This is a genomic window from Mesorhizobium sp. M0590 (assembly GCF_040320905.1).
Taxonomy (GTDB): domain Bacteria; phylum Pseudomonadota; class Alphaproteobacteria; order Rhizobiales; family Rhizobiaceae; genus Mesorhizobium.
This window is the reverse complement of the sequence record NZ_JAMYQN010000005.1, coordinates 185,401-211,983: the sequence shown is the minus strand read 5'-3', so window position 1 is coordinate 211,983 and position 26,583 is coordinate 185,401. Positions and strand designations below refer to the sequence as shown.

31 protein-coding genes and 1 pseudogene are annotated in these 26,583 nt (G+C 63.0%); 8 read left to right on the top strand and 24 right to left on the bottom strand.

What is annotated here, in order from left to right; genetic code table 11:
- Nucleotides 1-15 precede the first annotated feature (15 nt).
- Together NKI52_RS11370 and NKI52_RS11365 are read left to right on the top strand one after the other, a co-directional pair.
- Complete coding sequence (locus NKI52_RS11370; protein ID WP_352691132.1) at nucleotides 16-1,302, top strand: SDR family oxidoreductase; 1,287 nt, start codon at nucleotides 16-18, stop codon at nucleotides 1,300-1,302.
- Nucleotides 1,302-1,775, top strand: a complete 474-nt coding sequence (locus NKI52_RS11365) for a DUF2269 family protein (RefSeq protein WP_023676159.1) — start codon at nucleotides 1,302-1,304, stop codon at nucleotides 1,773-1,775. Before NKI52_RS11370 ends, NKI52_RS11365 begins: the two co-directional genes overlap by 1 nt.
- Nucleotides 1,776-1,814: 39 nt before the next feature.
- Here the strand turns inward: NKI52_RS11365 and NKI52_RS11360 are convergent, their stop codons facing one another.
- Genes NKI52_RS11360 through NKI52_RS11320 form a run of 9 tightly spaced genes read right to left on the bottom strand, consistent with a single transcriptional unit; the run spans nucleotide 1,815 to nucleotide 10,341 of the window.
- Nucleotides 1,815-2,384, bottom strand: a complete 570-nt coding sequence (locus NKI52_RS11360; RefSeq protein WP_352691133.1) for a c-type cytochrome — start codon at nucleotides 2,382-2,384, stop codon at nucleotides 1,815-1,817.
- On the bottom strand, nucleotides 2,365-3,249 hold the full coding sequence (locus tag NKI52_RS11355) for a cytochrome c oxidase assembly protein (protein ID WP_352698002.1): 885 nt from the start codon (nucleotides 3,247-3,249) through the stop codon (nucleotides 2,365-2,367). Before NKI52_RS11355 ends, NKI52_RS11360 begins: the two co-directional genes overlap by 20 nt.
- Nucleotides 3,246-3,587, bottom strand: coding sequence for a hypothetical protein (locus tag NKI52_RS11350; RefSeq protein ID WP_352457440.1), 342 nt, complete (start codon nucleotides 3,585-3,587; stop codon nucleotides 3,246-3,248). The genes NKI52_RS11355 and NKI52_RS11350 overlap by 4 nt, the downstream gene beginning before the upstream one ends.
- A 1-nt stretch (nucleotide 3,588) precedes the next feature.
- The gene (locus NKI52_RS11345) at nucleotides 3,589-4,194 is read right to left on the bottom strand and encodes a cytochrome c oxidase subunit 3 (protein WP_352457412.1); all 606 of its coding nucleotides are present in this window, start codon (nucleotides 4,192-4,194) and stop codon (nucleotides 3,589-3,591) included.
- Nucleotides 4,191-6,158, bottom strand: coding sequence for a cytochrome c oxidase subunit I (gene ctaD / locus NKI52_RS11340; protein ID WP_352698000.1), 1,968 nt, complete (start codon nucleotides 6,156-6,158; stop codon nucleotides 4,191-4,193). Before ctaD ends, NKI52_RS11345 begins: the two co-directional genes overlap by 4 nt.
- Nucleotides 6,155-7,171 carry a cytochrome c oxidase subunit II gene (coxB, locus tag NKI52_RS11335; protein ID WP_352697998.1) on the bottom strand — a complete coding sequence of 339 codons (1,017 nt, stop codon included), beginning with the start codon at nucleotides 7,169-7,171 and terminating at the stop codon, nucleotides 6,155-6,157. Before coxB ends, ctaD begins: the two co-directional genes overlap by 4 nt.
- Nucleotides 7,168-7,701, bottom strand: a complete 534-nt coding sequence (locus NKI52_RS11330) for a c-type cytochrome (protein ID WP_023676152.1) — start codon at nucleotides 7,699-7,701, stop codon at nucleotides 7,168-7,170. The genes coxB and NKI52_RS11330 overlap by 4 nt, the downstream gene beginning before the upstream one ends.
- Complete coding sequence (locus tag NKI52_RS11325) at nucleotides 7,698-8,567, bottom strand: substrate-binding domain-containing protein (RefSeq protein ID WP_352697996.1); 870 nt, start codon at nucleotides 8,565-8,567, stop codon at nucleotides 7,698-7,700. The genes NKI52_RS11330 and NKI52_RS11325 overlap by 4 nt, the downstream gene beginning before the upstream one ends.
- Nucleotides 8,548-10,341, bottom strand: a complete 1,794-nt coding sequence (locus tag NKI52_RS11320) for a methanol/ethanol family PQQ-dependent dehydrogenase (RefSeq protein WP_352698076.1) — start codon at nucleotides 10,339-10,341, stop codon at nucleotides 8,548-8,550. The genes NKI52_RS11325 and NKI52_RS11320 overlap by 20 nt, the downstream gene beginning before the upstream one ends.
- 331 nt (nucleotides 10,342-10,672) lie before the next feature.
- Between NKI52_RS11320 and NKI52_RS11315 the strand changes: the two genes are divergently transcribed.
- The 3 genes from NKI52_RS11315 to NKI52_RS11305 all read left to right on the top strand — a co-directional run bounded on the left by NKI52_RS11315 (nucleotide 10,673) and on the right by NKI52_RS11305 (nucleotide 12,433).
- Nucleotides 10,673-11,503: an SIR2 family NAD-dependent protein deacylase gene (locus NKI52_RS11315; RefSeq protein ID WP_023676149.1), complete on the top strand. Its 831-nt coding sequence runs from the start codon at nucleotides 10,673-10,675 to the stop codon at nucleotides 11,501-11,503.
- A gap of 62 nt (nucleotides 11,504-11,565) precedes the next feature.
- Nucleotides 11,566-11,856, top strand: a complete 291-nt coding sequence (locus tag NKI52_RS11310; protein WP_156937320.1) for a hypothetical protein — start codon at nucleotides 11,566-11,568, stop codon at nucleotides 11,854-11,856.
- 82 nt (nucleotides 11,857-11,938) lie between these two features.
- Nucleotides 11,939-12,433, top strand: coding sequence for a hypothetical protein (locus NKI52_RS11305; RefSeq protein ID WP_023676147.1), 495 nt, complete (start codon nucleotides 11,939-11,941; stop codon nucleotides 12,431-12,433).
- A gap of 32 nt (nucleotides 12,434-12,465) precedes the next feature.
- Here NKI52_RS11305 and NKI52_RS11300 read toward each other — a convergent pair whose 3' ends face one another.
- The 3 genes from NKI52_RS11300 to NKI52_RS11290 all read right to left on the bottom strand — a co-directional run bounded on the left by NKI52_RS11300 (nucleotide 12,466) and on the right by NKI52_RS11290 (nucleotide 13,458).
- The gene (locus NKI52_RS11300; protein WP_023676146.1) at nucleotides 12,466-12,765 is read right to left on the bottom strand and encodes a DUF982 domain-containing protein; all 300 of its coding nucleotides are present in this window, start codon (nucleotides 12,763-12,765) and stop codon (nucleotides 12,466-12,468) included.
- 70 nt (nucleotides 12,766-12,835) lie between these two features.
- Nucleotides 12,836-13,129 (bottom strand): DUF982 domain-containing protein, encoded by a 294-nt coding sequence (locus NKI52_RS11295; RefSeq protein WP_023676145.1) that lies wholly within the window; start codon nucleotides 13,127-13,129, stop codon nucleotides 12,836-12,838.
- A gap of 125 nt (nucleotides 13,130-13,254) precedes the next feature.
- On the bottom strand, nucleotides 13,255-13,458 hold the full coding sequence (locus NKI52_RS11290; RefSeq protein WP_023676144.1) for a hypothetical protein: 204 nt from the start codon (nucleotides 13,456-13,458) through the stop codon (nucleotides 13,255-13,257).
- A 312-nt stretch (nucleotides 13,459-13,770) separates the two neighbouring features.
- Between NKI52_RS11290 and NKI52_RS11285 the strand changes: the two genes are divergently transcribed.
- Both NKI52_RS11285 and NKI52_RS11280 read left to right on the top strand, forming a co-directional pair.
- Complete coding sequence (locus tag NKI52_RS11285) at nucleotides 13,771-14,334, top strand: sigma-70 family RNA polymerase sigma factor (RefSeq protein ID WP_023676143.1); 564 nt, start codon at nucleotides 13,771-13,773, stop codon at nucleotides 14,332-14,334.
- 50 nt (nucleotides 14,335-14,384) lie between these two features.
- A complete protein-coding gene (locus tag NKI52_RS11280; protein ID WP_352569237.1) occupies nucleotides 14,385-14,513 on the top strand; it encodes a hypothetical protein in 129 nt (42 codons plus the stop codon).
- Nucleotides 14,514-14,701: 188 nt separating this feature from the next.
- Here NKI52_RS11280 and NKI52_RS11275 read toward each other — a convergent pair whose 3' ends face one another.
- From NKI52_RS11275 to NKI52_RS11230, 10 genes and pseudogenes are all read right to left on the bottom strand, one after another.
- Nucleotides 14,702-14,920 (bottom strand): hypothetical protein, encoded by a 219-nt coding sequence (locus tag NKI52_RS11275; RefSeq protein ID WP_023676213.1) that lies wholly within the window; start codon nucleotides 14,918-14,920, stop codon nucleotides 14,702-14,704.
- Between the two features lie 225 nt (nucleotides 14,921-15,145).
- Nucleotides 15,146-15,847, bottom strand: a pseudogene (locus NKI52_RS11270) (class I SAM-dependent methyltransferase); the annotation flags it as partial.
- A gap of 59 nt (nucleotides 15,848-15,906) precedes the next feature.
- Nucleotides 15,907-16,896 (bottom strand): GNAT family N-acetyltransferase, encoded by a 990-nt coding sequence (locus NKI52_RS11265; protein ID WP_352697994.1) that lies wholly within the window; start codon nucleotides 16,894-16,896, stop codon nucleotides 15,907-15,909.
- Nucleotides 16,897-16,903: 7 nt separating this feature from the next.
- Nucleotides 16,904-17,968, bottom strand: coding sequence for a glycosyltransferase family 4 protein (locus tag NKI52_RS11260; protein ID WP_352691140.1), 1,065 nt, complete (start codon nucleotides 17,966-17,968; stop codon nucleotides 16,904-16,906).
- 20 nt (nucleotides 17,969-17,988) lie between these two features.
- Nucleotides 17,989-18,921, bottom strand: a complete 933-nt coding sequence (locus NKI52_RS11255) for a glycoside hydrolase 5 family protein (protein ID WP_352697992.1) — start codon at nucleotides 18,919-18,921, stop codon at nucleotides 17,989-17,991.
- Nucleotides 18,914-19,675: a TIGR04290 family methyltransferase gene (locus NKI52_RS11250; RefSeq protein WP_352623179.1), complete on the bottom strand. Its 762-nt coding sequence runs from the start codon at nucleotides 19,673-19,675 to the stop codon at nucleotides 18,914-18,916. The genes NKI52_RS11255 and NKI52_RS11250 overlap by 8 nt, the downstream gene beginning before the upstream one ends.
- A 2-nt stretch (nucleotides 19,676-19,677) precedes the next feature.
- Nucleotides 19,678-20,478 (bottom strand): nucleotidyltransferase family protein, encoded by an 801-nt coding sequence (locus NKI52_RS11245; protein ID WP_352697990.1) that lies wholly within the window; start codon nucleotides 20,476-20,478, stop codon nucleotides 19,678-19,680.
- The gene (locus tag NKI52_RS11240) at nucleotides 20,478-21,581 is read right to left on the bottom strand and encodes a CgeB family protein (protein ID WP_352697988.1); all 1,104 of its coding nucleotides are present in this window, start codon (nucleotides 21,579-21,581) and stop codon (nucleotides 20,478-20,480) included. The genes NKI52_RS11245 and NKI52_RS11240 overlap by 1 nt, the downstream gene beginning before the upstream one ends.
- Nucleotides 21,582-21,595: 14 nt before the next feature.
- The gene (locus NKI52_RS11235; RefSeq protein WP_023676135.1) at nucleotides 21,596-22,192 is read right to left on the bottom strand and encodes a histidine phosphatase family protein; all 597 of its coding nucleotides are present in this window, start codon (nucleotides 22,190-22,192) and stop codon (nucleotides 21,596-21,598) included.
- Complete coding sequence (locus NKI52_RS11230; RefSeq protein WP_352634539.1) at nucleotides 22,189-23,292, bottom strand: inositol-3-phosphate synthase; 1,104 nt, start codon at nucleotides 23,290-23,292, stop codon at nucleotides 22,189-22,191. Before NKI52_RS11230 ends, NKI52_RS11235 begins: the two co-directional genes overlap by 4 nt.
- A 238-nt stretch (nucleotides 23,293-23,530) precedes the next feature.
- Here NKI52_RS11230 and NKI52_RS11225 point away from each other — a divergent pair, with 238 nt between their 5' ends.
- Nucleotides 23,531-25,276, top strand: coding sequence for a hypothetical protein (locus NKI52_RS11225; protein ID WP_352697986.1), 1,746 nt, complete (start codon nucleotides 23,531-23,533; stop codon nucleotides 25,274-25,276).
- Here the strand turns inward: NKI52_RS11225 and NKI52_RS11220 are convergent.
- Nucleotides 25,213-25,506, bottom strand: coding sequence for a hypothetical protein (locus NKI52_RS11220; protein WP_031211608.1), 294 nt, complete (start codon nucleotides 25,504-25,506; stop codon nucleotides 25,213-25,215). The two genes, NKI52_RS11225 and NKI52_RS11220, sit on opposite strands and share 64 nt — an antisense overlap.
- 23 nt (nucleotides 25,507-25,529) lie before the next feature.
- On the bottom strand, nucleotides 25,530-26,576 hold the full coding sequence (locus tag NKI52_RS11215) for a UDP-glucuronic acid decarboxylase family protein (RefSeq protein WP_352697984.1): 1,047 nt from the start codon (nucleotides 26,574-26,576) through the stop codon (nucleotides 25,530-25,532).
- Nucleotides 26,577-26,583 lie beyond the last annotated feature (7 nt).

The window sequence follows — 26,583 nt, the reverse complement described above, 5'->3', positions numbered from 1 at the left end:
GGAGAATGGGGTCCAGTGAAAGTCCTGGTTACCGGCGCCACCGGCCTGATCGGTGCCTCCGTCGTGGCACGCCTTCTTTCCGAAAGGCATGAGGTGATCGGATTGGTCCGCAGCCCCGGCGCAAACCGGGCCGGCAATTATCAATTGCTGGTGCTGGACATGGCGGCGGCGCTGCAGCCCGAAGACTGGCTACCGCATCTCAGGGGTGTCGACGCCGTCGTGAATTGTGCCGGCGTCCTGCAGGACAGCCCTCGCGAAAAGACGCGCGAAGTCCATCGCGATGCGGCGGCAGCACTCTTCCTCGCCTGTGCGCGGGCAGGGGTTGCCCGGGTAATCCACTTCTCGGCGATAGGCGTCGATCGGGCGCAGCCTTCGGCATTCTCGGCGACGAAACTGGCCGGCGACCAAGCGCTTATGGCGCTTGATCTGGATTGGGTGATCCTGCGCCCGTCCGTGGTGCTCGGCCGGCCGGTGTTTGGGGCCAGCGCATTGTTTAGGGGTCTCGCCTCGCTGCCGGTGCTACCGTCCATGCCCGGCACCGGCCGGCTCCAGGTGGTACTACTCGACGATGTGGTCTCAACAGTCGTCTTCCTTCTCGATCCCGACAGTCCGTCTCGCGTCGTGTTGGAACTTGTCGGTCCCGAACAGCTGAGCATGGACGAGGTCGTCGGCAGCTATCGCCGATGGCTCGGCTGGGCTCCTGCAGCCAGGTTTGTCTTGCCGGCGGCTGTTGCAAGGCTTCTCTACCGCCTCGGCGACCTTGCCGCGATGTTCGGCTGGCGTCCACCGATGCGCACCAACGCGGCCAGAGAGATCGCCCGAGGAGCGGTTGGAGATCCCTCGGACTGGACCGCCGCGACCGGCATACGCCCGCAAACCCTGGCGGGCTTCCTCGCGCTCAATCCGGCAACGGTGCAGGAAAAATGGTTTGCCCGGCTGTATTTCATCAAGCCTGCGATCTTCGTCGTCCTGCCCTTCTTCTGGATCGTGACGGGTATTGTGTCGCTGACCACCGGCTATAACGGTGGCATCGAGCTGATGCAAAGCACGGGGGCTGGCATCTTGTCGGCGCCGACCGTGATAGCCGGTGCTCTTGCCGACATCGCCGTCGGCGCGCTCCTAGCCTGGCGGCCAGCGACGCGAAAAGGCCTCTATGGCGGCATCGCGCTCTCGCTCTTCTACCTGGTCGTCGGAAGCTTCCTGAGCCCCGATCTGTGGAACGACCCGCTTGGGCCGTTCCTCAAGGTGTTGCCGATCCTGGTGCTGCACTTTGTGGCCTTGGCAGTGCTGGAGGAGCGTTGATGCTCTATTTCCTGCTGAAATTTCTGCATGTCATCGGCGCATCCGTGCTGCTTGGTACCGGCGCCGGTATCGCTTTCTTCATGCTGCTCGCCCACAGGACCGGCAATGCCGCGACGGTTGCGGCCGTGGCGCGTATCGTCGTCGTCGCCGACTTCCTTTTCACCGCGACGGCCGTGGTCGCGCAGCCTTTGACCGGAGCCGCGCTCGCCTGGCAGGCAGGCTACTCGCTGTCGGAGGGCTGGATCGTACTTTCGATCGCGCTCTATATCTTCACCGGAATGTTCTGGCTCCCGGTCGTCTGGATGCAAATGCAGATGCGCAAGCTGGCATCGCAAGCCGCCGCTGCAGGCGCGCCGTTGCCGCCGCGCTATCATCGGCTCTTCTGGCTGTGGTTCGCCTTCGGCTTCCCCGCCTTCGCTGCGGTACTCGGGATTTTCTGGCTGATGATCACTCGGCCTGCGATCGACTGGTGAAGACAGGCCGCGTGCAGCTGCCGGGATGAGCGATGACTTTCATTTCAGCGAATAGAGATAGGCCGCGATATCCCGCGCCTCCTGCTCGGAAATTCTGGTCGAAGGCATTGCCGTGTGCGGATTGATCTCTCTTGCGGCGCGTATCCAACGGACCATGTTTCGCGGGTTGTTGGACAATACGCCGCCGATATAGACCCGGGTGGCCAAGCTGGCGTCGAGGCGTGGACCGACCAGTCCCTGCGCGCCGGGCACGCCGGTGATCGTGTGGCATCCGGCACAGCCATTGGCCATGATGATTGGTATGGCGCGGGCGCCAACACCGCCGGTTGCATTGTCGGCCTTCTGCTCCACTCGACGGCTTTGCTCAAAGTACAACGCGATCCCGGCCAGGGCTGCAACAAGCACGACAATTGCCGCGGCGCCGAGGATGGGTCCGGACGGAGTGAAGCGCGATGTTGCGCGCACGCCGATGCTGCCAGGGGCATTGTCCGTCTTATGCGCGACCCTGACGAGGCGCTCCGGCCACAACGTCAGCGCCGCCCAAGCTGCGGCCAGCACGGCAATTGCCGTCCCGGTACCAATGACCAGCTTAGACAGCCTGGAGCGCATGCGACGCCTCCCATCTTCTCTGTCCACTTGAGCGAATCCACAGACCGGCCAGCAGCAACGCGGCTCCGCCATAAATCAGGCCGGCCGGAACCCACATCACCAAGCCGGCGAGCTGCTGGTCCTCGAGCGGGCTAAGGCTCCACAATTCCGCGCCGGCTGCGTTTACCGGGTACCACAGCCTTGGCGAGACCAGCAGCAGCACCCCGAGCAGGCCGGTGTGCAGCGAGGTGAAAAAGAGGTGCATGACTGCGCTGCCGTAGGCTTGTTCGCGGCCTGAACGCGGCAGCAGCACCCACCAGAACAGCAGCCCCGTACCGAAGAAGCTGGCATGTTGCGCATAATGCAGGACACCCTGTGCAAGCGCCGCCTCGAACAGCGCCGGAACGTGCCACGCCCATATCGCGACGCCGTGCAGGAAGGTCGCGGCTAGAGGGCGGCTGACGGCGGCCCAAACGATTCGAAGCACCTTCGCCTGCCCGGCTGCGCCAAATGCCAGCCGCAGCTTGATCGGCAATGCCCACATCATCGCCGCCGCCGGACGGGAGGCGACCAGCAGGGGTGCCGCCACCGCCATCAACAGCTCGTGCTCGATCATGTGGGCGGTGAAAACGCGCTCACCGAATGCGTGGAGCGGACTGACCAGTGCTGCCGCCAAAATGGCCCAGCCGGTCGCAAACAGCAGGGCTTGCCGCAACCGCAACGGGCGGCTGCGGGCACTCCGCCGCCACAGCCGAAAGGCGCCTGCCGCGTAAAGCAGTGCGACCATGGTTAGCGGCAGCGTGATCGGCAACGCCAGCGTCCAGCCGGCCTGCGGGGCGCCAGCACCGTAGCAGATCGAGGTCGAGAAGAGCGCGTCGAAGCTCATCGTAGGCAGCCGTCAACAATGAGCGAAGCCGCGCCTTGCATGACGATTACCAGCGCAAACAGCACCGCGCTGAGAATGCCGATATTGGCGACGAAATGCTCGGTGCCGCGCGTACGATCCGGTTTAAAGGCGGCGCCACCTTGCTGTCGCGCCCGCCACGAAAGCACGCCGCCGAGCAAGGCCAGCACTGTCAGCACCAGCGCAATGACCGGTATGACGGGAATACCGTGGGCGCACTGCCACTCCACGAACGCATAATTCAGCTGGGTCGACACCGCCCAGGCCAAAGGCCCGGACAACAGCCCGCCCCATGATGTGCCCAAGCGAAGCGCACGCATCTCAGTCAAGCCTCGGCATCCAGTAGATCAACAGATAGATCGGGATCCAGGTCGCGACCACGAAATCCCAGTAGAAGACGTTGTCGCCAACGTCCCCGAAACGCCGGCCGCTATAGCCATGGCGCGTGAACATCAGGACCGTCAGCACCAGCGTGTCGCCGACGTCGGTAATCAGGTGCGTTGTGTGAAGGCCGAGCAGGACCCACAGCATCGAGCCGTACGCATTGGTATCCCAATAAATGTTGAGGGCCGGAAATTCGAACCACCGCACGACAAGCGGTGCGATACCTAGCAGCGACATGACGATCAGGCCGATGCGCACGGGCACCATGGCACAGGCTTCGGCGTAGCGGTTCAGTATGTGATTGGGCACCACGCTGGCGAGCAGCAACAGCGTGACGATGGTGCCCGGCCAATGGTTGGGCGGCGGCACGCCCAATGGCCATTTGGGCGACAGATAGGCGAGGTAAAGATAGGTGCCTGCGGCGAGCGCGAAGCCGGTGCCCTCCAGCGCCATGAAGGCGAGGGTGCCCCACCAGGTCGGGCTGCGCGGTCCGATCCCGAAGGTCGGGAGTTTGGAAAGATCGGCGGCAGGACGCTGTTTCATTCCTCATCCTCCGGATCGCCTTTCGGCCAGAACCAACCGATCAAAGTGATGGCGATCGGCCCGGCTCCCCAGACCACCGCCCACGGGCTGAAGATCGAATAGAGAAAGGTGGCGCCGACGGCGAGCGCGGCGAACAATGGCCAGATCGACGGCGTCGCCGACTTCTCGCGCACATCTGGATGCGCCTCTGCCACGGTCGAAATGACAAGTTCGCGCGCGTCGACGCGAAGCCCGGTCGCGACAGGCAGCGTGTCACGTTCGGCCCAGAGCGGCTCGGCGTGGGTAACCACCGGGATCCGAGCGAAATTATAGCTCGGCGGTGGAGAGCTCGTCGCCCATTCCAGCGTGCCGGCATTCCAGGGATTGTCCCCGGCCGGGGCGCCCCTCGAGGCGCTGTACACCAGGTTTATAGTGAACAGAACGAAGCTTAGGAACAGGATGACCGCGCCGGCTGTGATGAACAGGTTGATGTTGCCCCAGCCGAGTTCCACCGGATAGGTGTAGACCCGCCGCGGCATGCCCCACAGGCCGACAACGTGCATCGGAAAGAACGCCGCATTGAAGCCTAGGAAGGCAAGCCAGAAGTGCCAGCGTCCGAGACGTTCGCTCATCATCCGGCCGGTGATCTTGGGGAACCAGAAATAGGTCGCGCCGAGCAGCGGGAACACCGACCCGCCGATCAGCACGTAATGGAAATGCGCGACCACGAAATAGGTGTCGTGCACTTGCAGGTCCAATGGCACCGACGCCAGCATCACCCCAGTCAGGCCGCCCGCGACGAACGTGAAGAAGAAGCCGAACACGAACAGCAGCGGCGTTCTGATTATCGGGCGTCCGTCCCACAATGTCGCCAGCCAGCAGAAGATCTGCAGCCCGTTCGGGATGGCGATCAGCATGCTCGAGGCGGTGAAGAAGCTCGCGCCGAGCTTGGGCAGACCGGTTGCGAACATGTGGTGAACCCACAGGCCGAACGACAGAAAGCCGACCGCGATCAAGGCCAGTACCATGCCCAGATAGCCGAATACCGGACGCCGGGCGAAAGCGGTGATGATCGAGGACACCATGCCGGTAGCCGGCAGGAATATGATGTAGACTTCGGGGTGGCCGAAGAACCAGAACAGGTGCTGGAACAGCAATACGTCGCCGCCCTCGGCGGGATTGAAGATATGGGTGCCGACCAGGCGGTCGAGGATCAGGAACGTCGACGTGATCATGACCGCCGGCATGGCGAACACGATGACGAAGGAGGTGACCAGCATCGCCCAGACATAGAGCGGAATCTTGTCCAGCGACATGCCCGGCGCACGCTGCTTCAGCACGGTGACGATGGTGGCAACCGCGACCGCCAACGATGACACTTCGGTATAGGTGATCATCTGCGCCCACACGTCGGAACGCTTGCCTGGCCCGAATTCAGGACCGGACAGCGGCACGTAGGAGAACCAGCCGACGTCGGGCGCCATGTCGAGAGCAAACGACACCCAGGCGAAGAGGCCACCGGAGAGATAAATCCAGAAGCTGAATGCATTGAGGCGCGGAAAGGCGATGTTGCGGGTGCCGACCATCAGCGGCACGAGGTAGATGCCGGTCGCCTGAACGATCGGCACCGCAAACAGGAACATCATCGTCACGCCATGCATGGTGAACAGCTGGTTGTAGCGGTCGGGCCCGATCAGCCCGCGCTCCGGCCCCGACAGTTGGATGCGCATGGCAACGGCGCTGAGGCCACCGAGGCATAGGAAGGCGAAAGCGGTGATCAGGTAGCGCCGCGCGACAATCTTGTGGTCGACGCTCGAGAGCGCACCGATGATGCCCGGCGCCGTCTGCCATGTCCGCGCCAGCCAGCGGTCAAGGCTGGAGTCGTCGAGGCTGGTATCGCGAGGACCGTCGCGCTCGGGGGCCAGGTCTCCTTTGCCGGCCGCTGCTCCCTCGCCGGCGAGCCGACGCTCACGGGCGCTGCTCATTTCAGGCCCTCGAGATAGGCGACGATCGCATTCAGTTCGTCCCCGTCCAGTCGCACCACGGGCATGTGGGCGCCTGGCTTGATCCCCTGCGGATTGGCTATCCAGGCTGCGAGATTGCCGCGGCTCATTGTCAGCGTGCCGGCAGCGAGCGTTTGCCGGCTTGCGATATGGGTGAGGTTTGGGGCGACCGTGCCGCCGGCGATGGTGCCGCCGATCTTGTGGCACATCACGCATGGCCGTTTGAGGAACAGGTCGTGGCCGGTTTTGGCCTCGGCCGACACGGGGGCGGCCGCCGGCCGCAGCTGATCGTTCAGCCAGGCATCGAAGACGGGCCGAGGTTCGGCGATGATGAAGGTGCTCATATTGGCATGCTGCGCGCCGCAGAACTCGGCGCATTGCCCGCGATAGACGCCGGGCTTGTCCGCCTTCAGATCGAGAACGTTCTCGTGGCCGGGGATAAGGTCCAGCTTACCCGAGAGGTTCGGCACCCAGAAGGAATGAATAACGTCGGTCGAGGTCACCACAAGCCGCACCGGCTCGCTCGCCGGGATGTGGATTTCATTGGCGGTCGTCAGGATGCGGTTCGGCTGATCGTTTTCGTAGCGCACCTCCCACCACCATTGATGCCCGGTCACCCGGATCGTCAGCGCCGCATCCGAGCCGATGGCGGCGAGCGTCCGGTTAGCGAAGTAGCTCAGCAGCGTCAGGCCGACCAGGATCAGGGCGGTAGCGGCGAGTGCGGCGACGACAATTCGCATCTTGCTGCGCTCGGCCGCAGCGTCGAGGACAAGCGGGTCGCCGAGCGGCGCCGCGCGCCGGGCCAATGGCACGATCAGCACGGCCATCACCAGAAGCCAGACCACCGTGCACAGCGCGGTGAACAACCAGATCAGCCATGCGAGTTCGCCCGCGGCCGGGCCCTTTGGGTCGAGCGCGGATTGCCAGCCGCTGCATCCTGCGAGGAGCAGGATGCAGGCCGTGCACCCGCACACCGTCCAGACACCGCGGCTCACGGCGACTTCCCCAGCGTCGCGGCGTCCGGCAGGCGATTCTCGGATGGATGGGGCATCATGTCGTCGTCGCGGCCCGGCGCGGCGGAGGACGGTGCGTTACCGCTCAGTGCCCGGACGAAGGCAGCAAGCTCCCAGATCTGGTCATCCGGGATCGTATCGCGGAAGCTCGGCATGCCGTTGGGCCGGCCGTCCCTGATCGTGGCGTGGATGCTTTCGATCGAGCTGCCATAGAGCCACTTCTGGTCCATGAGGGCCGGGCCCATGCCGCCGCCGCCATTGGCATGGCAGCCGGAACAGTTGAACCAGTTGAACAGACGCTTGCCCTCGCTGAGGTGGAAGGCGTTGGCCTCGAACACGCCGGCCTTGTTGTCGGACGAGGTCGGCCGTTGGCCGCCCGGCTCGAGGGCCGTCACGGCTGCCGGTTGATCGCCCGAGCCGAGCGCCGACTGTGGACGCGTTTCGCGTTCCTCACGCTGGCAAGCGGCAAGGACGAGCATCGCCGACAGCAAGCATGGAAGGCAGCGGTTCATCGCACTGCCGCCCCGGCGACGTCGAGGCGAGGCACGCCATATTCCGCCAGGATTGCATCGATCTCGGCGCGGTGTTTGGCGAGCGCTGCGTCTACCTCGCTGCGCAGCGCATCGTCGTCGTGGCGCACACCCATCGAGATGTCGTAGATCATCGGCAGCAGCGGACCGTCGATGCGCGGCGCAACCGGCGTAATCCGCAACGGTATTTCTTGCCTGGCACCGAAGTAGCCGGCCAACGGTCCCCAGACGACGGCCATATCGATGTCGCCATTCGCGACCGCCTCAATGATGCGTGCTGGCGGGTTCGGCGCCGAATAGTCGCCATAGACGGGGAAACCGATGAGATGGCCGACGATGCCACGACGGCCAAGCGCCTGGACGGGGGGCGAGTTGGCGCCATCGTCGCCTATCAGCTGGACGCCGATGTGCAGATCTCGCAGGCGAGGATCGTTGAAGGACGTGATTTCGGGCACATCTTGGCGTGTCACGAACACATAAGAAGACCGGTAGTAGGGCGCGGTCGTGCGCAGCATCTCGAGATTGGCGGGCGTGCCGGGCACAAGATCGCACAAGCCAGCTTTCAACGTGTTGCGGACGAAGCCGCGCCGCTGTGCCCACCACGTGTAGGAAACCGCTGCGCCAAGCTCCGTCGCGACGAGTTCGGCGATCTTGTTTTCAAAGCCCTGCCTGGCGGCATTGGAGAACGGCATGTTGTTGGGATCGGCGCAGATCCTCAATTCGCGCGCATCGGCAACGGCGGCGACGAGCGAGAGCGCCAGTGCGCCGACCGCGGCGCCAAACCGCCGGGAAGATTTTCTCCGTGCGCGCGCAACTCGGCCGATCTTCTCAAGGCAGCCGGAACACATACAGCGCACCTCCCGGCGTGGTTACATCCTTCAGATCCTTCATGACGTTGACGAAGCCGAGCGCGGCGGTGGCGTCGCGCGGATCGAGATCGGCGGATACGATCGCGCCGGCCCAGCCGCCGACGCCCGAAAGAATCGCGACATATTGGTGCCCGTCCGGGCCGCGATAGGTGATCGGCTGGCCGATGATGCCGGACGACGTCTTGAACTGCCACAGCAGTTCGCCGGTCCTGGCGCTGACCGCCTTGAACCAGCCTTCCATAGTGCCATAGAACACGACGTTGCCGGCGGTGGCGACGGCGCCGCTCCACACCGGAAAGTTCTCCTTCAGGCTCCACGCCGGCTTGGCGGCGGCGACATCCCAGGCGGTGAAAGCACCGCGATTGCCGCCCGGCCCGGGGATCATGCGCACGTTCATGCCGACATAGGGCGTGCCGGCGATGTAATTCACCTCGACGCCCTCTTCGTCCATGCAGAGATTGTTGTGCGGGATGTAGAGCAGACCAGTCTTGGGCGAGAATGCCGAAGGCTGCCAGTCCTTGAGGCCCGATGCGGTCGGGCAGATGTCGCGCACGACCTTGCCGGTGCCGGTCTTCTTGTCCGGATTTACAATCAGCCGGCCGGTCTTGAGGTCGACGCCCGTGCTGGAATTGACTGGCCCGAAGGGGACTGCCGACAGGACCTCGCCTGTGGTGCGATCCAACAGATAGACGTAGCCGTTGCGTTCCGGTCGGACCAGCACCTTGCGGGGCTTGCCCTGCCAGGTCATGTCGAGCAGCACCTGTTCGTTGATGCCGTCGTAGTCGTGCAAATCGTGCGGGGTCCATTGATAGAACCATTTGGCTGCGCCGGTGTCGGGATCGCGGGCAAAGATGCCGGCGGTCCATTTGTTGTCGCCGGGCCGCAGATCCGGATTCCACGGACCGGGATTTCCGGTGCCATGGAAGATCAGGTTTAGGTCCGGGTCATAGGAGATCCAGCCCCACACATTGCCGCCGCCGATCTTCCAGGCGTCGGGCGGCCACGACGTCACGCCGAGATCCTTGCCCTTGTCCATGTCGTAATGCGGCTTGAAATCGGGGCCGATCAGCACCTCGGCGTCCGGTCCGGTATTGTAGGCCGTCCAGACGACGTGCCCGTCGCCGGCGTCGAGCGCCTTGATCCAGCCGCGTACGCCCATTTCGCCGCCGGAATTGCCGACCAGCACTTTGCCCTTCACCACCAGCGGCGCCATGGTGATGGTCTCGCCGATGTTGATGTTGCCGATGTGGGTGTTCCAGACCGGTTTGCCGGTGGCCGCATCGACGGCGATCGTGTGGCCATCGAGCGTGTTGAAATAGATGCGCCCTTCGAAGAAGGCTGCACCGCGGTTGACCACGTCGCAACAGGCAACGCCCTGCGCCGCAGGCTCGGGATTGGGCTCGAACTTCCACTTCATCGGCGCGCCGGGCTTGGTAAGGTCAAGCGCGTAGAGAATGTTGGGAAACGGTGTCACGATGTACATCGTGTTGCCGACCACCAGGGGCGCAGCCTCCTGACCCTTGTTGACGCCGGTCGAGAAGGTGAAGGCCACCTGCAGGTTTTTGACGTTGTCTTCGGTGATCTCCGCAAGTTCGCTGTAGCGAGTCGAGGCGTAGTTCTTTGCCGGCATCGCCCATTGGCCGTCGTCGGGCGGAGCAGCTGCGGCAGGCGGATTTATCGCAAAGCTTGACGTTGACTGAGCAACCGCCGCGGTAGTCAGCGCGAAGCTTGCCAGCAGCGTCCATCCCAGCATCGCAGCCAATGGCCTCTTTCCCCTTTTGCCAGGCACCCTATTTTTCGCCGCCACCAGTCGCGCTTGCCTCATTGGCTGTCGAGTTTGCCGACGTTGGCGCAGAGCTCCATTAGCTGCAGCTGCGCCGTGTTTGTTGAACACTCTCCAACGCGTGAGCGGCGCAGAAGTGCCAAATGCAACGAAATAAATGTCGGGTTCGGTTGGCCAAAGTCGGCGGCCGGGCGCTCGGAACAGCCGATCCGAGTGTTCGCACTCACGTCGGAAGTAAATCTATTCCGGCGGCGGTCCGGGCTCGGCTGGAACGGAGCGGCGCCTATCGCAGTTGTGTCGAATGCTGTCTGCAGTCGAGCAACTGGCTCAATCGGTGAAAGAGCGACGAGCTATCTTGTTCGTTGGAGCCGGGGTGTCGATGAGCGTCGGCTTGCCGTCCTGGCAAAAGCTCATCGAGCACATGCAAAGCGAACTCGGCCTTCACGAGGACATGATCGGCGCACCGGAGGCCAGCTATCAGGCCCTTGCCGAATACTACCGGCTGAAGCAGGGGAGCCTCGGCCCTTTGCGCAGCTGGATGGATCGCGAATGGAGCGTATCGCGCGAAGAAGTGCAGCGGTCGGCAATCCACAAGCTCATCGTATCGCTCGATTTTCCGATCATCTACACCACCAATTATGATCGCAATCTCGAGGTTGCCTTCGAGATCCATAGCCGGCCCTTTGTCAAAGTCGCCAATGCAAAGGACTTGCCAAAGGCCACCGGCGAGGTGACGCAGATCATAAAATTCCACGGCGATTTCGACGACGACAAATCGCTGGTTCTGGCGGAGACCGATTATTTTGAGCGGCTTTCGTTCGATTCGCCGCTCGACGTGAAGTTTCGCGCTGACGCGCTCGGGCGCACCATCCTGTTCATCGGCTACAGCATGTCCGACATGAACATCCGTCTGCTGCTGCACCGGCTTTGGCAGACCTGGCGCCGCTCCGGCTATGAGAAGAATCGCCCGAAATCCTTCATCTTCATGTCCCAGCCGAGCATCGTCCAGGAGGCTGTCCTCGGCCGCTGGGGCATCGATATGCTGACCGAAGCGGCCGACGATCCTGAGGACGCGCTGCTCGCATTCCTGAACGAACTCAAGGACAGGGTGGGCCGGCCAGACGGCGCGTGAGAAAACTTGCGGAAACGGATTGGCCAGGCGCTGGGAACCGGCTGATCCGGGACCGAGCCTGAATGGGCGCACGCAAACACCAGCGAAAAATGCATGCCAAACACGACCTGTCGGCCGAGTTGGCCTATGAGATCGATTGTTTTGCCCGCAGGTGCGGCCTGACCAGGGACGAAGCACTCAAGATGATGCGAAATGCCGGCAGGTCCAACGATGGCACCAAGGCATCTGGCGAACCCGGGCCGAAGTGGCCGCATGGGTTCTACATAGCGGGCGGCCGGACGGTCATCCGGCACAGCTGCTTCGTCGTCTGTCTCGGTATCCGCATGGCAGTCGGTGGTGGAGCGCACCGCTGAGGATCGAGCGATGCAGCGGCCGCCGATGGAACATCCGCCGACAATTTTCGTTGACATGCTCCACTAGGCGAAGAGGTCGAGCATGTCGAAGTTCCAAGCCGCTACCCCGGAGCGTTTGCAGCAGCTCAGGCTCGAGGCGACAGCGCACTTTGCGCCGCTCATACTGCGCGAGGCGCTGGTGCGTCTCTGCCGAGCGTGTGGAAGCGAGAGCCTCGAACGGTTCGAGAAGACCATGGTTGACCAAATCGAGGCATCGCGTGACGAAAAGGCCGATTTCGACACAATGAAGGAATTTGCCATCGAACAGCTCTATGGCTGGATTCGAGAAGTCAGGTCTTCACCGGACATGACACAGCCGCTGGAGAATGTAGACACCCGAAGGACCCCTGGCCGCTCGGAAGAGCCGCAGACGCTGGAAGACCAGCTGCAGGCGGGTCTGGAGGATTCTTTCCCCGCAAGCGACCCGCCGGCTGTTGTTTCCACCGCGATCCCCGGCGGATCGAAGAAGCTGGTCGGAACCGACGAGGTCCTCAGGCAGCAGCGGGAGAAAAAGGCCGAGGAAGCCAGCCATTCGTGATAAACGGCTCTGCGGGGAAGCAGCCTGCCGGTTCACCCGCCGTCCGGCATGAAGGCCGTCCGGGCATGTGTGTCATGCGGCTCGCCTTCGACAAGAATCTTCGCTTCCAAAGCCGCGTCGATAAATGCTTCGCGGGCTTCCGCTGCCGTAATCTGGCCGATCTGGGCGCCATCCAATGCATCTCCCGCCATCAGCGACAACGGGGCATTGCGGGCAGGCCATTTCTCGCTTTTGAGGCAGTAAGAAGCCTCGAAAACGGAGCTGACCATTCGCGATCGTCCCGGCTTGCCGAAGTAGATGCAAACCGGAGCATCGAACTTTATCTCCAGCATGGCGGTCCTCCCGATTTAACCACCCTTGATATAAATTAGCCTCAGCAGGTCACATGGCCTGCTGGGCATTTTAGCCGACGTCGCGAACCGCAGTGGGATTGGTGCCTGCTGGTATTTCGGCGGCGACATCGTGCGCCAGAATGCCCGCCTTGCGGGCGAATGCTTCGAACGCCGCGCGCACGGTCTCGGCATCGACCTCGTCAGCCAGCCCGGCGCGACAGGCGTCGAACGCCGCCTTGTGCGCCGGGCCGCGACTCGGCCATTCGTTCAAGACGTCATAGGCCTGCCAGATATTTTCGACATGGCGAGGGAAACCAAGGCCGACGAGAATTGGAACGGGGCGGCCAAACGATTTTTTTGTCATCTGTGTCTCCGCGAAAGAGCCTGTCGCATCAACGCTGGGCGGACGCGAGGCCCATGCTCTTTAACGCGGGATTGCTGCACGGGTTGCAGCGGGTTTGTTCGATCGTGCGCCGGCCGATGCTGGCGTCATTTGTTGGTCCGCATCTTTTGCCGGGGATTGATACCGCCTTGAGGCGTGGTGTCGTTCTCGACATCGCCTTCGAACGTGTTGTCGCCCTGATCGAGCCGGTCGCCCTCCTTGATCGTGCCCTTGGAACTGCCGATGCCGGGATCGTTGGCAAGGTCGCTATCGGCCGGCGTTTTGCCTTTGGCGTGCTTGTTTCCTGTCATGGGTTCCTCCTGTTTTGAGGTGGCGGACTGTCCTTAAGGTGGCGGCCCAGGCTCGCTGCGAAAATCGCGTTTCGACACGCCAATGGCGGCGCCCCGGATTTTCGGACGGCCTGGATTCCAACTCCGCGATACCGGTGGTTGTTCCGTCAAAAATATCACCGCCGGCTGGGTTGCCCAGCCAAGCCGCTCCGGTTCCCGATCCGGGTGATTTTCGCCAGCCGGAACGATCTTTCGCCCAATGCATTTAACTGGTCTGCGCTCACGAACTCATTCTGGACGGGAGCTGGACCATTGCCACCTACAGCCTACGCCTTGGCGACTCGCGAAACCGAAGAAGTTTCCATCGTCGACCTCATACCCGCTTTGAGGGCTTTCGCCCGCACCTTCTGCCGCACTCCCGATGATGCCGACGACCTGGTCCAGGAGACGCTGACCAAGGGCTTGGCCAACATTGACAAGTTCGAAGCTGGAACGCGCATGAAGTCATGGCTCTTCACGATCATGCGCAACACCTACTACACGCGTGTCAGGGCCGCGGTGAGGGAAGCGCCCGGCCTGCTCGACTGCGCTTCGCTGCGGCCGATCTCGGAAGCGACGCAGGAATGGTCCGTACAGGGCAAGGAGGTCCACCAGGCCATCCAGAGTCTTCCTGAGCACCAGCGCGAGGTTCTGATGTTGATAGGCGTTCTGGGCATCAGCTATGAGGAAACGGCCGAAATATGCGGTTGCGCGGTGGGAACCGTGAAGAGCCGGCTCAACAGGGCACGCGCCGGCGTGCTGGAATATCTTGGCGAAAGTTCCTCGCAAACCCTGATGGAAAGGCGCAGCTATCTGTCCGAAGGACAACTGGACTTCGAAGCCGAGAGGCGCCGCTAATACACGTCACGTTAGTTACTGGTTTCGCGCAAGCGCCTTTCGATAAGCGCATGCTGCAATTCGATCGCAAGTTTGGTCAGCCGGTCAGGAACCCTTTCCTGCTCGATGGCCGCAAGCAAGGAAGCGATTTCCCGATCTATCGTCAGATCGGCACGCCTGCTGCCGGAATCTTCCCTTGAGCGAGACATCGCGTTCTCTTGGCAAATGTTGGTTCCTTCACCTCACTCTGGTGGCAACAGTGCGAGTTTGCAAGAATTTGCAGGGCGTCCATGCGACCGGCATCGGTCCTTGCACAGCTTCGTCAGCGGTTGGGCTCTCGCCGCCTTTCAATTGCTCACCGGCTGCAAGCCACATGCTGCCGCAACGATCAGTCTTCAGGCCGCCGATCCGCTGAATGATCCTGGTACTGCTCGGACTTGACCCGATTGCCGTCGAGCCCACGCTCCTTGGTGTGCTGCTTCTTGTCTCTGTTGGACAGAACGGCGTTCTCTCCGATCTTGTCCTTGGGAAGATCGGTCATCGCGCCAGCGCCAGCGCCTTTGCCGTGACTGCCGCGACCGATGTGCTTCTTGCTGCCGGACGCCATCTTGTCCTCCTTCATACTGTCGAATAGCGGCTTTTCCCGTTCGGCATCCGAACCATCGTTGGGCCGCAATGTTCCGCCGGAAATCGTAAGCAGGAAGGCATCGCCGTCCCAGTGCCGGAAAGGCTTTTCGCCGTCGACGAGGACTTGCATGCCATTTGCGTTGGCGAAGTTATGGACATCGGCGCGATCCAGCGCCGGCGATCCGCGATATGAATAATTCAAAAGCGCGGCCATGCCCGGCCTCTTCAGCACGCGCGCGATTTCCACGAAATGTCGCTCCGCAAGGCCGGCCAGCACCAGATAGGGAAAGCTGTCGACGGCCAGCACGCGGTCGAAGCTGGCATCGCAAAAATCGGCAAGATCGAAACCGCGCGCAGGGCGGAATTCTACATTGCCGAGCCCGGCGCATCGCCGGCGGGCGATCGAGATCATCGCTGGGGATATATCGCTGCCAACGATCCGGTGCGACAGAGCGGAGAGCGCCTGTTCGAACCGACCGATACCACAGCCGATATCCAGTATGTCGCGGTCAGTGCCGGTAAAGCCTCGCCTCTCCAGCCATGCAACGATCTCAGCCGTAGCGGCAGAGAGCTTTTCCTCATTGCCCAGCGATGACAGCTGGACGCTCGCCGCCGGGGAGATCGCCGCCGCCGCGTCAAACCCGGCCGCCAGCCGCTTGACGACCGCATCGTCGGTCTCGTCCTCGCCACGCTCGTGCCGAACGGCACCACCTGTTTTGCGCAGCGTGGCGAAGATCTCGGGCCTGCGCTGAAGCAGGTCGGCAATCCGTCGTAGTTTTGCCGTCTTTCGCGAATCGGCCGAATGTGTGTTTTGTGCAATCTTCGCCAGTTCTGCAGCATCGATTCCTGTCTCGAAACGGAGAGCCAGCCTGGCGATGACGGCTTCGACGCCGGCACCGTCTGCCATGCAGTCCTCCAGCACCCGCCTTGCTGATGTCGACCGCCGAGATCCTGGCTGCGTCGCGCTCATCGCCCTTTGCTCCGCGTCCAGATCTTGCGCATCGTCCACCGGTCTACGGCGCCCCAGCTGTACTTGTAGGCCTCTTGCCCGCGCAGAAAATCGAACTCTTCCGCGCCTTCGCAGATCGCCTGCCTTATCGCTTGGCCGATGAGCAGCGCGCCGGGACTTTCCTCGGCATAGGTCGGATCGAAGCCACCGAGATAAGCGCAAGCGCGGCCACGATGATGGAACCCGTAATAGGCGCCCACGATCGCGTTACCGATCGTGATAAGCCAGCATCGGGCAAGCGCTTGGGCGGCCATTTGCGGCAGCGCCTGACGGTGGAATTCTTCCACGCGGGAATCGGACAGCACGCCGTCGCCGTGTCCGGCCCAGCGCGCGCGGTGAAGGCGGATCAGGTGGTCGAGGAATGTCTGCGGATCGGACAAAGCGGGTTCGATGGAGACACTGCCGCGTCTCGACGCGGCCCTGTGGGCGCGGCGCAATTGACGCCTCCGCCGCGCCGGAACACAGCCTTGAAGCGTCTGGTCGCCGGCGAGGGCGAGCACCGGGCAAGCGGCGTGACCGACGGCTTGGCACGATTCGAGCGCGGCATGCCTGATGGCAAGGCCGGCGCCGCCGGGAGGCAGGTCCTGCAAGATCCACTGTGACCAGCCGACGGAAAGAACGGCGCCACCGATGACTGCGCCGACCGGTTCGGCGATCTCGGGAAGACAAAGGACATCCAGATAGTCGCTCACCGAAATGCCGAGCGGAAGCAATCGCGCGCCGGCGTCGTGGCGTTCCAGATAGAGTGGCGCCAGGCCGACCAGATCGTCGCCACGCCAGATGGCGACCGTCGCTAGGTCGCCGGGAGCAAATGTCCGCCACCATGGCAGCAACCATGCGGGAGACTGGAACGGCGTCGCCGAGGGACTGCTCGACCAGAGTTCCCACCAGTGCGGCTCGAGGGCTTCGAGGTCCGCCGGATCGTCGATGATCTCACTGCGGAGCATGTCGCGCTCACTTTGCCGTCGCGAGCTGCCCGCTGTCTGTGCCGAGCCGTGCCAGCGCCCGATAGGCGTCCATGTAGGAGGAAACCATGCGGTCGAGTGAAAAGCGCCGCCGCGCCTCGGCCCGGCAGGTCTCGGGGTCCAGGCTGGGTGCGGCAGCGATGGCTTCGGCCATCTTGTCGACATCCCCAACCAGATACCCGGTCTTGCCGTGCTCGACCACATCCGGCAGTGCGCCATTCGGGAAGGCCACCACGGGGGTGCCGCAGGCGAGCGCCTCCATGGCGACGAGCGAACTGGTTTCCGCGGCAAGGCTCGGGATGACTAGGCAGCGGGCTGTGTTCAGCAGGCGCCGCTTGGCGACAAAGCCGAGCGGACCAAGGAAGCGGCGCCGGTCGTCCAGCCGGGGTTCGACCTCGTCGCGAAAATACGCTGTGTGCGTTTCATAGGGGTAGACCTTGCCACCGATGACCAGCGGCACGCTGGCCTTCTTGGCTGCGTCCAGCGCCAGATGGATGCCCTTTTCCGGGCAGACGCGGCTGAGCACGAGCGCAAAGTCGTGTTTGGCCTGCGGTTCGCTCAGCGCGTCGACGTCCACTCCGTTGGGAATCGGCCCGATCAGCCTGGCTCCCGGCGGCGCGGTTCTTTGCTGAGCCGCGGATACAGCATGCAGCCATAGATCGTTTCGCGCCGGATTGAGAGCGTCGGCCGGATACCAGTCGAGCGGCAAATGCAAGGTCACCAATGTCGGCCCGTCGCCCGGCAGATAGGCGTCGAAATCGATGCCGTGCAAATGAACCACGTCGATTGGCCAACGGGCGCGCGCGGCAGCAATTGCGGCGCGATGAGCACGCTGTGCCCGGTGCCTCGCCGCTTCATCGAGCACGCCCGGTTCGGCCGGCGTCTCGATGAGGACACCCGCCGCGCTCGAGCCTTGGCAGCCGATCACGATCGAACGGTGTCCGGCGCGTACGAGCGCCTGGTCGAGCATCGACAGAACCTGCTCGGCGCCGCCGACCGCATCCGGCCCGACCGGGGCGAGGGGATAGGCGACGTTGAGGACGGTGAGCGTCATGGCTGGAGAGCCGAAGCTCCTCACGCTGCGGAGGCGCGCAGCCTGCCGACCGAAGGGGCAGCGATGCTGCCGGCATATCGGCGCGTCATTGCCGCGCAGAAGTCGGCGAATTCCTCCGGCACCAGCGGCGGACTGCTGTGGTGCGGCATCATTCCGCGGTGTTCCGGCGTGAAGCAGAAAGTAACCGTCACGTCGAAGTCGGCCAAAGCCTCCATCTGCCGGTCGAACCAGTCAAGTGCGTTCGGCCTGAAGCTGTCGGCCCAGGAAAGCCCGGTGCGCAGATTGGTGACGCCGAGCCGTTTCATCCAGGCGACGGCGTCACCCAGCCGGTGATCTTCGAAATGGAACCACTGCACCAGTCCCATTGCCGGCGTGTGGTGCAGGAACTCCTCGAGCGCGGGCTTTGGCGTGCCGTCCTGGCGGAGCAGGCCCATGTAGAAATGGCGGTAGTAAGACGAGCCTTCCGCCTCGCGATGGCGCGTCGTCGCTTCCCACTCGCGCGGCAGGTCGTAGAGGCTATACCATTGGATGCGCGGTGCGTTGCCGATCAGCAATTCCGCGGTCCGGCGCAGGCCCCAGACCTGTACCTCCTCGGCGCCGAAGGTCGACACGCCGACCTCGCTGACCCATACCGGAAGATCGGTGACAGCCGAAATCTCCCCGATCTTCTGCGGCCATTCGTGGATCTGCCAGAGGTTCCAGTCGAGCGGGAAACCGTGCACGGCGACAGCATCGACATGATCGAGCACGTCGAACTCCTTCATCCGTGTCATGAAACCGGCATCGATCGGCGAGATGCCGCCAAGGACCTTGGTCAAGGCCGGATTCTCCGACGCGATCGCGTCGGCGACCAGGGTTGCCATGTTGGCGAAGCGGCTCCAGTCGGGGTCGAGCTCGGGATCCCAGTGGGATTTGTTGTTGGGCTCGTTCCAGATCATCGCGGCTTCAATCATTTATTTGTCCTTTCGACGGGTAGACGACGCCGCCACCGGCCGGCACGTCGGCGGTGCGGCAGAAATAGACCTCCTGCTCCGGTTGCAGGACGATCTCGAAGCCGGCGCTGCGCAGCATGGCTTCGGTGCAGGCGCGATTGGGAATCCACCAGTTGGTCGGGTCGTCGGCATAGCGATGCTCGATGAAATGCAGCTTTGGGAACTCCGGCCGGTCGAACAGGTCGTGGGTCCAGAAATGATAATTCTGCTCGAGCGCCGGCACGTTGGTGCTGCCGCGCTGCATCGACTGGAAGATCATCAGGTCCCGGGCGACGTGCTCACGGATCAGATCGAGTGCGAGCAAGGGATGGCGCAAATGGTAGAGCACGCCCATGAACAGCACGATGTCGAACCGCTCATGCAGGGCGCCAACGTCGTAGACCGAGAGCTGCCGGAATTCGATGTCGCAGTCCGCAACCTCAGCGGCAAAGCGCGCCTGCGCCAGGTAAGCCTCATCGAAATCGATGCCAAGCACGCGGCCGGCGCCGCGGCGTTTCATCTCGATCGAATAGAAACCCGCATTGCAGCCTATGTCGAGCACCGCCTTGCCGGAAAGATCGGCGGGAATCGCGTCCGCGAATTTGCGCCATTTGATCAGCGGATAGTTGCCAAGGAAATGGTCGGGAGCGGTTTCGATGCCGGCCAGTTCCATATTGTGGAACCATGGGCCGAGCGCATCGATACGGCGGCGGATTTCGGCATCGGAATGCAGCATGGCTAGCCTCCTTCGCCTGCGAGGACAGGGACGTGCTGGTGGCCGGGCAGCGTAATGGCGACTTGGTCGTCCTTGGTACCGGCGGCGCTTTCAAGCAGGCGAAGTGCGGTGCGGTAGCCGTTGAAGGTGCCGACGTCGACATAGGCGGTGCCAGCCTTAATGCCATAGGCATCGCCTCCGGCGGCAAGATAGGCATTGACCAGCGTGCCGATATATTCGTCGCACCGGTCCCGTTCCCGCCACAGCGCGGCGAGCTGGTGAAGGGTGCGGCCGGGCATCTTGAACGCACCCCAGATCCAGTTCGATTGGGCATTCTGCTGCTTGACCTGGATTTGCTTCACCCGGTCGTCCTGGTCGACAACGACGGCATCGAAGAACTCCGGCTGGTCCACTGGAAACAGCAGGAAGGACAGGCCGTCGTCCGGGAGGGCCAGGAAGCCGTCTTCGGGAAACCAGATCGTATCGGGCAACCCGACCAGAACGGTCTCATCGGCTGTGACGAGCGGTGCGGCACGGAAGATGGCGTCGCAAAGGCCGACCGGAGAGGGCTGCACCACAAACAGCGCAGTCGCGTCGGCATAGCCGGCAGAATAATATTCGAGGATATCCGACTTACCCGAGCCGATGACGAAGCAGATCTTGTCGGCGCCCGCGCGCACCATGCGGCGCACCAGGTATTCGCTGACCGCGCAAGGCCGCTCGGTGTTGCCTTCGATGCGGCTGCCGACCGGCAGAAGCTCCTTCGAAAAGCCGAGCGGCTGGATGCGGCTTCCCCGTCCGGCTGCGGGCACGATGCCCAACATCAAACTGCCTCCTTCAACGGCTCGCCATGCGTGGAGCCGTGCAGTGCATCGGACAGGATGCGGTCGAATTCCTTCGCGCGCCGCGCCGAGGTGTGTTCGTCCAGCACCCGCTCGCGCGCTCGGCGGCGGATAGCGTCAAGCTCGGCGTCGGACAGGTCGAGCGCGGCGACCACGTCGTCGGTGCTGTTCGCCACGACGATCTCTTCGCCGGGCCGGAAAAAGGCCTCCAGTCCCGGCCATGTGTCGCTCACCATCGCGGCACCGCAAGCGGCGGCTTCGAACAGCCGGCCGGAAGGACACCAGCCCCTTTCGGCCATCGCCTCGCGGGTCACGTTCAGGGTCAGCCGTGATGATGAAAAGAAGGCGGGGTGGTCGGCCGGCGGCAGATGCCGGACGAAGAAAATATTGTCGCTCCACGGGAATTCCTGCGGATATTGTGCGCCGCCAATGATGAAGCGGCGCTCCGGCAGGCGCGCAGCCGGACTGACCAGCAGCCTCTCGACCCCGGCCTGGCGGTCTGCCGCATAGGTTCCAAGATAGGAAAGGTCGCCGGCAAACTCCGGCCTGGGCGGGGCGGGCCGGTGTCGCTCTGGATCGACATGGCCGTAGAGCGGCATGACGCGACGCGCACCCAGCATCGACCTCAATGCGTCGATCGCGGTTCCTCCCGTGTAGCTCAGCACGAGATCGAAATCGCGAAGCCCTTCCGGCCCGAAATAGGCCGGAGGATCACCTTGTTCGATCCGCGCCAGCGTCACCGGCGTATCCAGATCGTAGAACACCTTCAGCCCGCGACAGGCCTGGTGGGCAAGGCGCGACGCGCTCACGGCATCGGGGCAATAGGAGGTGACGATGACCACATCGGCCTCATTCATCGCCTGCTCGGCAACGCGCTGGATGTCCTCCCAATCCTGATAAAGGACGAGGTTGCCGCCATCCAACTGGTCGAGGTCGCGCGTCCCGGCATAATAGGGAGTGTTGCGTTCGAAGAAGGTGATAGACCAGCCCAGCCCGGCCATCGCCCGGATCAATCCGCGCCACAGCGTGGCGTGCCCATTGCCCCACGACGATGTCACGGTAAGACCGAAAATGACCATGCGCATCCGGCAATTCCTCGTCAGGCAGCTTCGTTGAGTCTGATCAGGTTCGACCCCCAGTCCCCCCAAACAACCGTGGTGATCGACGCTGGGTCGATATCGAAGCGAAAGCAGTTTCCCAGCGACAGGCCGAGCACCTTGCACACGGCGGCCTTGATGACGTCGGCATGGCTGACCAGTGCGACGCCCTGGTTCTGGTAGGTGCCGCGGACCTGCTCGATCAATGAGACGACGCGTTGCTGCACGTCCAGCATGGTCTCGCCGCTCGGTGTTCTCGCCTGCTGACGCTGGTCGTTCCACACCCGCCAGTCGGCATCCTGGTTCAGCTCTTCGAAGGTCTTTCCCGACCAGGTGCCGAAGTCGATCTCATCGAGTTCCTCGCGGATCACGATTTCACCGGCATTGCAGGCGAGCGCGATCGGATTGGCGGTCTCCTGCGTGCGTTCGCGCGGGCTGCAGAAGATTGCCGCTATCGCCTCGCGTGCCATGCGGTCTGCCAGATGCGAGGCCTGTGCCTTGCCGGCTTCGCCGAGGCAAACGCCGGCCATCCGTCCGGCAAGATAACAGCCGACATTGTCGTGCGCGGCGTGGCGCACCAGAAAGAACGTCGTCGTCATTCCGCGGCATCGAGCATCGGCTCGTCCTTGCCGGCGATGAAAGAGAGCGTGCGCTGGCGGGCTTCCGCGTCGGTGAACTGCTCGGGCGGCGATTTCATGAAATAGCTGCAGGGACCGGTCAGCGCGCCCGCGATACCGCGGTCGAGCGCCAGCTTGGCGCAACGCACCGCATCGATGACGACGCCGGCCGAATTGGGCGAATCCCACACTTCCAGCTTGAGCTCGGCATTCAGCGGCACACCGCCGAAGGTCGTACCTTCGACCCGGATATAGGCCCACTTGCGATCGGTCAGCCACGGCACATGGTCGCTCGGCCCGACGTGAATGTTGCCGGGCTCCAGGGGAACGTCGATCTGGCTGGTGACGGATTGCGTCTTTGAGATCTTCTTCGATTCCAGCCGCTCGCGTTCCAGCATGTTGAGGAAGTCGGTGTTGCCGCCGAAATTGAGCTGGTAGGTGCGATCGATGCGCACGCCGCGCTCGCGGAACAGGTTGGCGAGCAGCCGGTGGACGATCGTCGCACCGACCTGGCTCTTGATGTCGTCGCCGATCAGCGGCAGGCCGTGCTGCTCGAAGCGCCGGCGCCACTCCGGCCGCGAGGCGATGAAGACGGGTATGCAGTTGACGAAGGCACAGCCCGCCTCGAGCGCGCACTCGGCATAAAAGCGCGTTGCCTCCTCCGAACCGACAGGCAGATAGGACACCAGGATTTCGGCGCCGCTTTCGGCGAGGATCTTGCCGACGTCGGCGACCGGCTCGTCGGCCTCCGCGATCTCGTCGCGCAGATATTTGCCGATGCCGTCCAGTGTCGGCCCGCGTTCGACGCGAACGCCGGTAGCCGCCACATCGGCAAAGCGGAAAGTATTGTTCGGCGCGCTGTAGATCGCGTCTGCCACATCGCATCCGACTTTGCCCTTGGCGACATCGAAAGCGCAGACCACCTCGATGTCTTTGACATGGTAGCCGCCAAGATCGGCATGCATCAGCCCGGGGATGGGCTCATTGCTCCTTGCGTCACGGTAATAGGTGATGCCCTGAATAAGGGAGGAGGCGCAGTTGCCGACGCCTACTATTCCGATCCGAACTTTCTTCGATCCCACGAAACCGCTGCCTATGCTGTTGAAGGTAAGTTCTTCGTGCCAAACCACCTGCCTCGCTGATTGTTCCTTGCCGGCTGCAAAAATCGTGCAACCGATGGTGGATCAAAGTAGCGCTCGCCGAGTTGTGCAGTGAGGCCAACCGGGACGGACAATGATCGTCTATGGCGACCACAAGCGAATGCAGAGCGCGCAACATGTTCGCGGCTCAGCCTGCAAAGCGGCCGAGCACATTGCGGACATGCCAAGTGGGATCGAACGCCACGCAGCCCTGGTCGGCCTGTTCATCAAGATCTCGGAATTGGTCCAGGGGCTTGCCGATGCTGAATTCGAGGCCAACGGCATGGACAGGAATTCCCGACAACGGATCGCGGGCGCAAATCTCCTGGTCGGCTTGGCCCGGGACGTGGGCAGATCGTGGGCGGCCGGATTCGCCATCGACGGCCCGGTCGATGCCGAAGTGCCGCGAATGCTGGCCGAACTCGATTGCGATGGCGAAATCCTCATCGGCACGGCCGAGGGCTACGCCCATTACGCGCTCTATCCGGAGAGCTATTTCGTCGCCGCACGGCAGTCGGGTCTCGATGCGAACACATGCGTAATCGGCATCCGCAGCATCGGCCTGGGATTGGCAGCGATGGTGGCGGCAGCCATCGGCGCGCCGGCACCCGTCAGCGTCCGTCCGACCGGTCATCCGTTTCGCAGGCGGCTTGCCGCCGATCCGGAACTGATCGGCGGCTGGAGGACAAGGCCATCGGCCCATTTCGCTGTCGTCGATGAGGGCCCGGGCCTGTCCGGCAGCTCGTTTCACGCAGTCGTCGCATGGCTGCAAGCGCTGGATATCGATGCCGGGCGCATCCATCTGTTCCCCAGCCATTCGGGTGGGCCGGGTCCCGAGGCATCGGCGGACAGTCGTGAGGCATGGACGGTTTGCCAAAAACACACCGCGGATTTCGAACGGACTTTCCCCGCTGGATCCGCTGTCCCGACGTTGCGGGATTGGGTGGCCAGGACGATCGGCAGCACAGCGGTCAACTTGACCGAAATATCTGGCGGAGAGTGGCGTCGCTTTCGAGACAGGACGGAGGAACATTGGCCACCTGTTCACCGCGGCTTCGAGCGGCGAAAGTTTCTTGCTTCTGCGGGCCGGGAAAAATGGTCGGTCAAATTCGTCGGCCTCGGTGAAATCGGAATGCACAAGGCCGAGACTGCCACTAGGCTGAATGACGCAGGCTTTGGCCCGGACATCGCCGGGCTGTGCCATGGCTTTCTCGTTGAACGCTGGATCGACGGTACAACGCTGGAGCGGGCAAGGCATTCGAAAGAAAAAATGGTCGCTCATCTCGCGCGCTATCTGTCCTGGCGCGCAGCCAATCTGCCCGCCTCCGAACCGGGCGCCTCGCTGGAGGCGCTTGCCGACATGGCCGTGCAGAATACAAGCGAGGCTTTGGGCGAAAGCCGCGCGGCGGAGCTGCGGAACTGGTTCTCGAAACAGGCTCCACCAAAGACCATGCAGCGGGTCGAAATCGACGGGCGGCTTCATCCGTGGGAGTTCATCCTTTCGCGCGGCGGAACGCTGATCAAGACGGACGCCCTCGACCATTGTCGGTCGCACGATCTGGTCGGCTGCCAGGACATCGCCTGGGACATTGCTGGCGCCCGTGTCGAGTACAGCCTCGCCGACGCGGCGACTGCGGCACTGTGCAAAGCTGTCGAGGCGACTACGTCTCGTCCCGTCGATGCCAATCTGGTCCACTACTACGAGCCCTGCTATCTCGCCTTCCAGCTTGGCTTGTGGAGCATGGCTGAGCGATCGGGCGATGATCGGGAACAGATCCGGCTGGCGGCCGCGGCAAGACGTTACGCTGCCGCGCTGCTTCGTTTCCTGGAAAGCCAAGGCGACCTGCCGCCGCTCGAGCGGGATCAGTCCAGCCGGCGCAGCATATCCGCTTCCTTTTCGAGGATGGCCGCTACCTCCTCGCGCTGAAGATGCGTCATCATCAGGCTCACACAACATTCCAGATAGGTGATGGAGGCGCGCCGCAGGAAGGCAGCCGTCTCCTTTGCGGCCATTTGTTCGATGTCTTTGGCGGATCGCTTCGGATGCACAATCGTCTCCATGCCGGTACCTTGACAGAACCAGAAGCTGGACGGGTTGTTCCCGCGACGAGAAAAAGTGACCAAATCCGAGACGACGGCGCTTTCCGTCGTGACCAAGCAGCGGCCAGACGCTCCCCGCCTCAGGCCGGCAGATTTTGCAGCCGGCCTGATGCAGAACGCACGGTGGCGGCAATTCGACGTCTTCTGTCGATCATCTGCGCCGTCTCAAGCTCGGCAAAATAGCCGATCGTGCGCATCAAACCCTGCCTGAGCGGCACTTTTGGCGACCAGCCGAGAAGCTTCCTTGCACGGGAAATGTCGGGTTGCCGACGACGAGGATCGTCTTGCGGCAGCGGCAGGAATTTCAAGTCCGATTTGGTGGCGGTCATGCCTCTCACCAGGCCCGCCAATTGCAGGATGGTGAACTCCCCCGGATTGCCTAGATTGATCGGCTGGCGCGGGTTGGGATCGACCTCCATCAACCGGATCAAGCCGTCGACCAGATCGGAAACGTAGCAGAACGACCTGGTCTGCAGCCCGTCGCCGAATATCGTCAGCGGCCGTCTCTCGAGTGCCTGCATGATCAGATTGGAAACGATCCGTCCGTCCGCAGGGTCCATCCTGGGACCATAGGTGTTGAAGATGCGCGCGACACGGATATCGGCTTTTCCCATTCTCAGATAGTCGAAGCACAAGGTTTCGGCGGTGCGCTTGCCTTCGTCATAGCAGGCGCGGGGGCCGATGCAATTTACGTGGCCGACATAGTCCTCATTTTGCGGATGCTGTTCTGGATCGCCATACACTTCGCTGGTGGACGCCTGCAGGAAGCGGGCACCATTGCGGGCGGCGAGCTCCAGCAGATTGAGCGTCCCGATGACGCAAGTCCGTGTCGTGTGGACCGGGTCGGCCTGATAGCGTGGTGGCGAGGCCGCGCACGCCATGTTGAAGATGCGGTCCACCGGTTCGCCAAGCTCCAACGGTCGGCAAATGTCTTGCTTGATCAGCCGAAAATCCGGACGATCGGCGATCGATGCTATGTTCTCCATGCGGCCGGTAAGGAAATTGTCGACGCAGATCACGCGCCAGCCGGCCTGGAGCATTGTCTCGCAAAGATGCGAACCGAGGAAACCTGCGCCGCCGGCGACAAGCACGGTCTTGGTCCGTTGCGCCTTTCTTGATAGCTGCATCTCTATC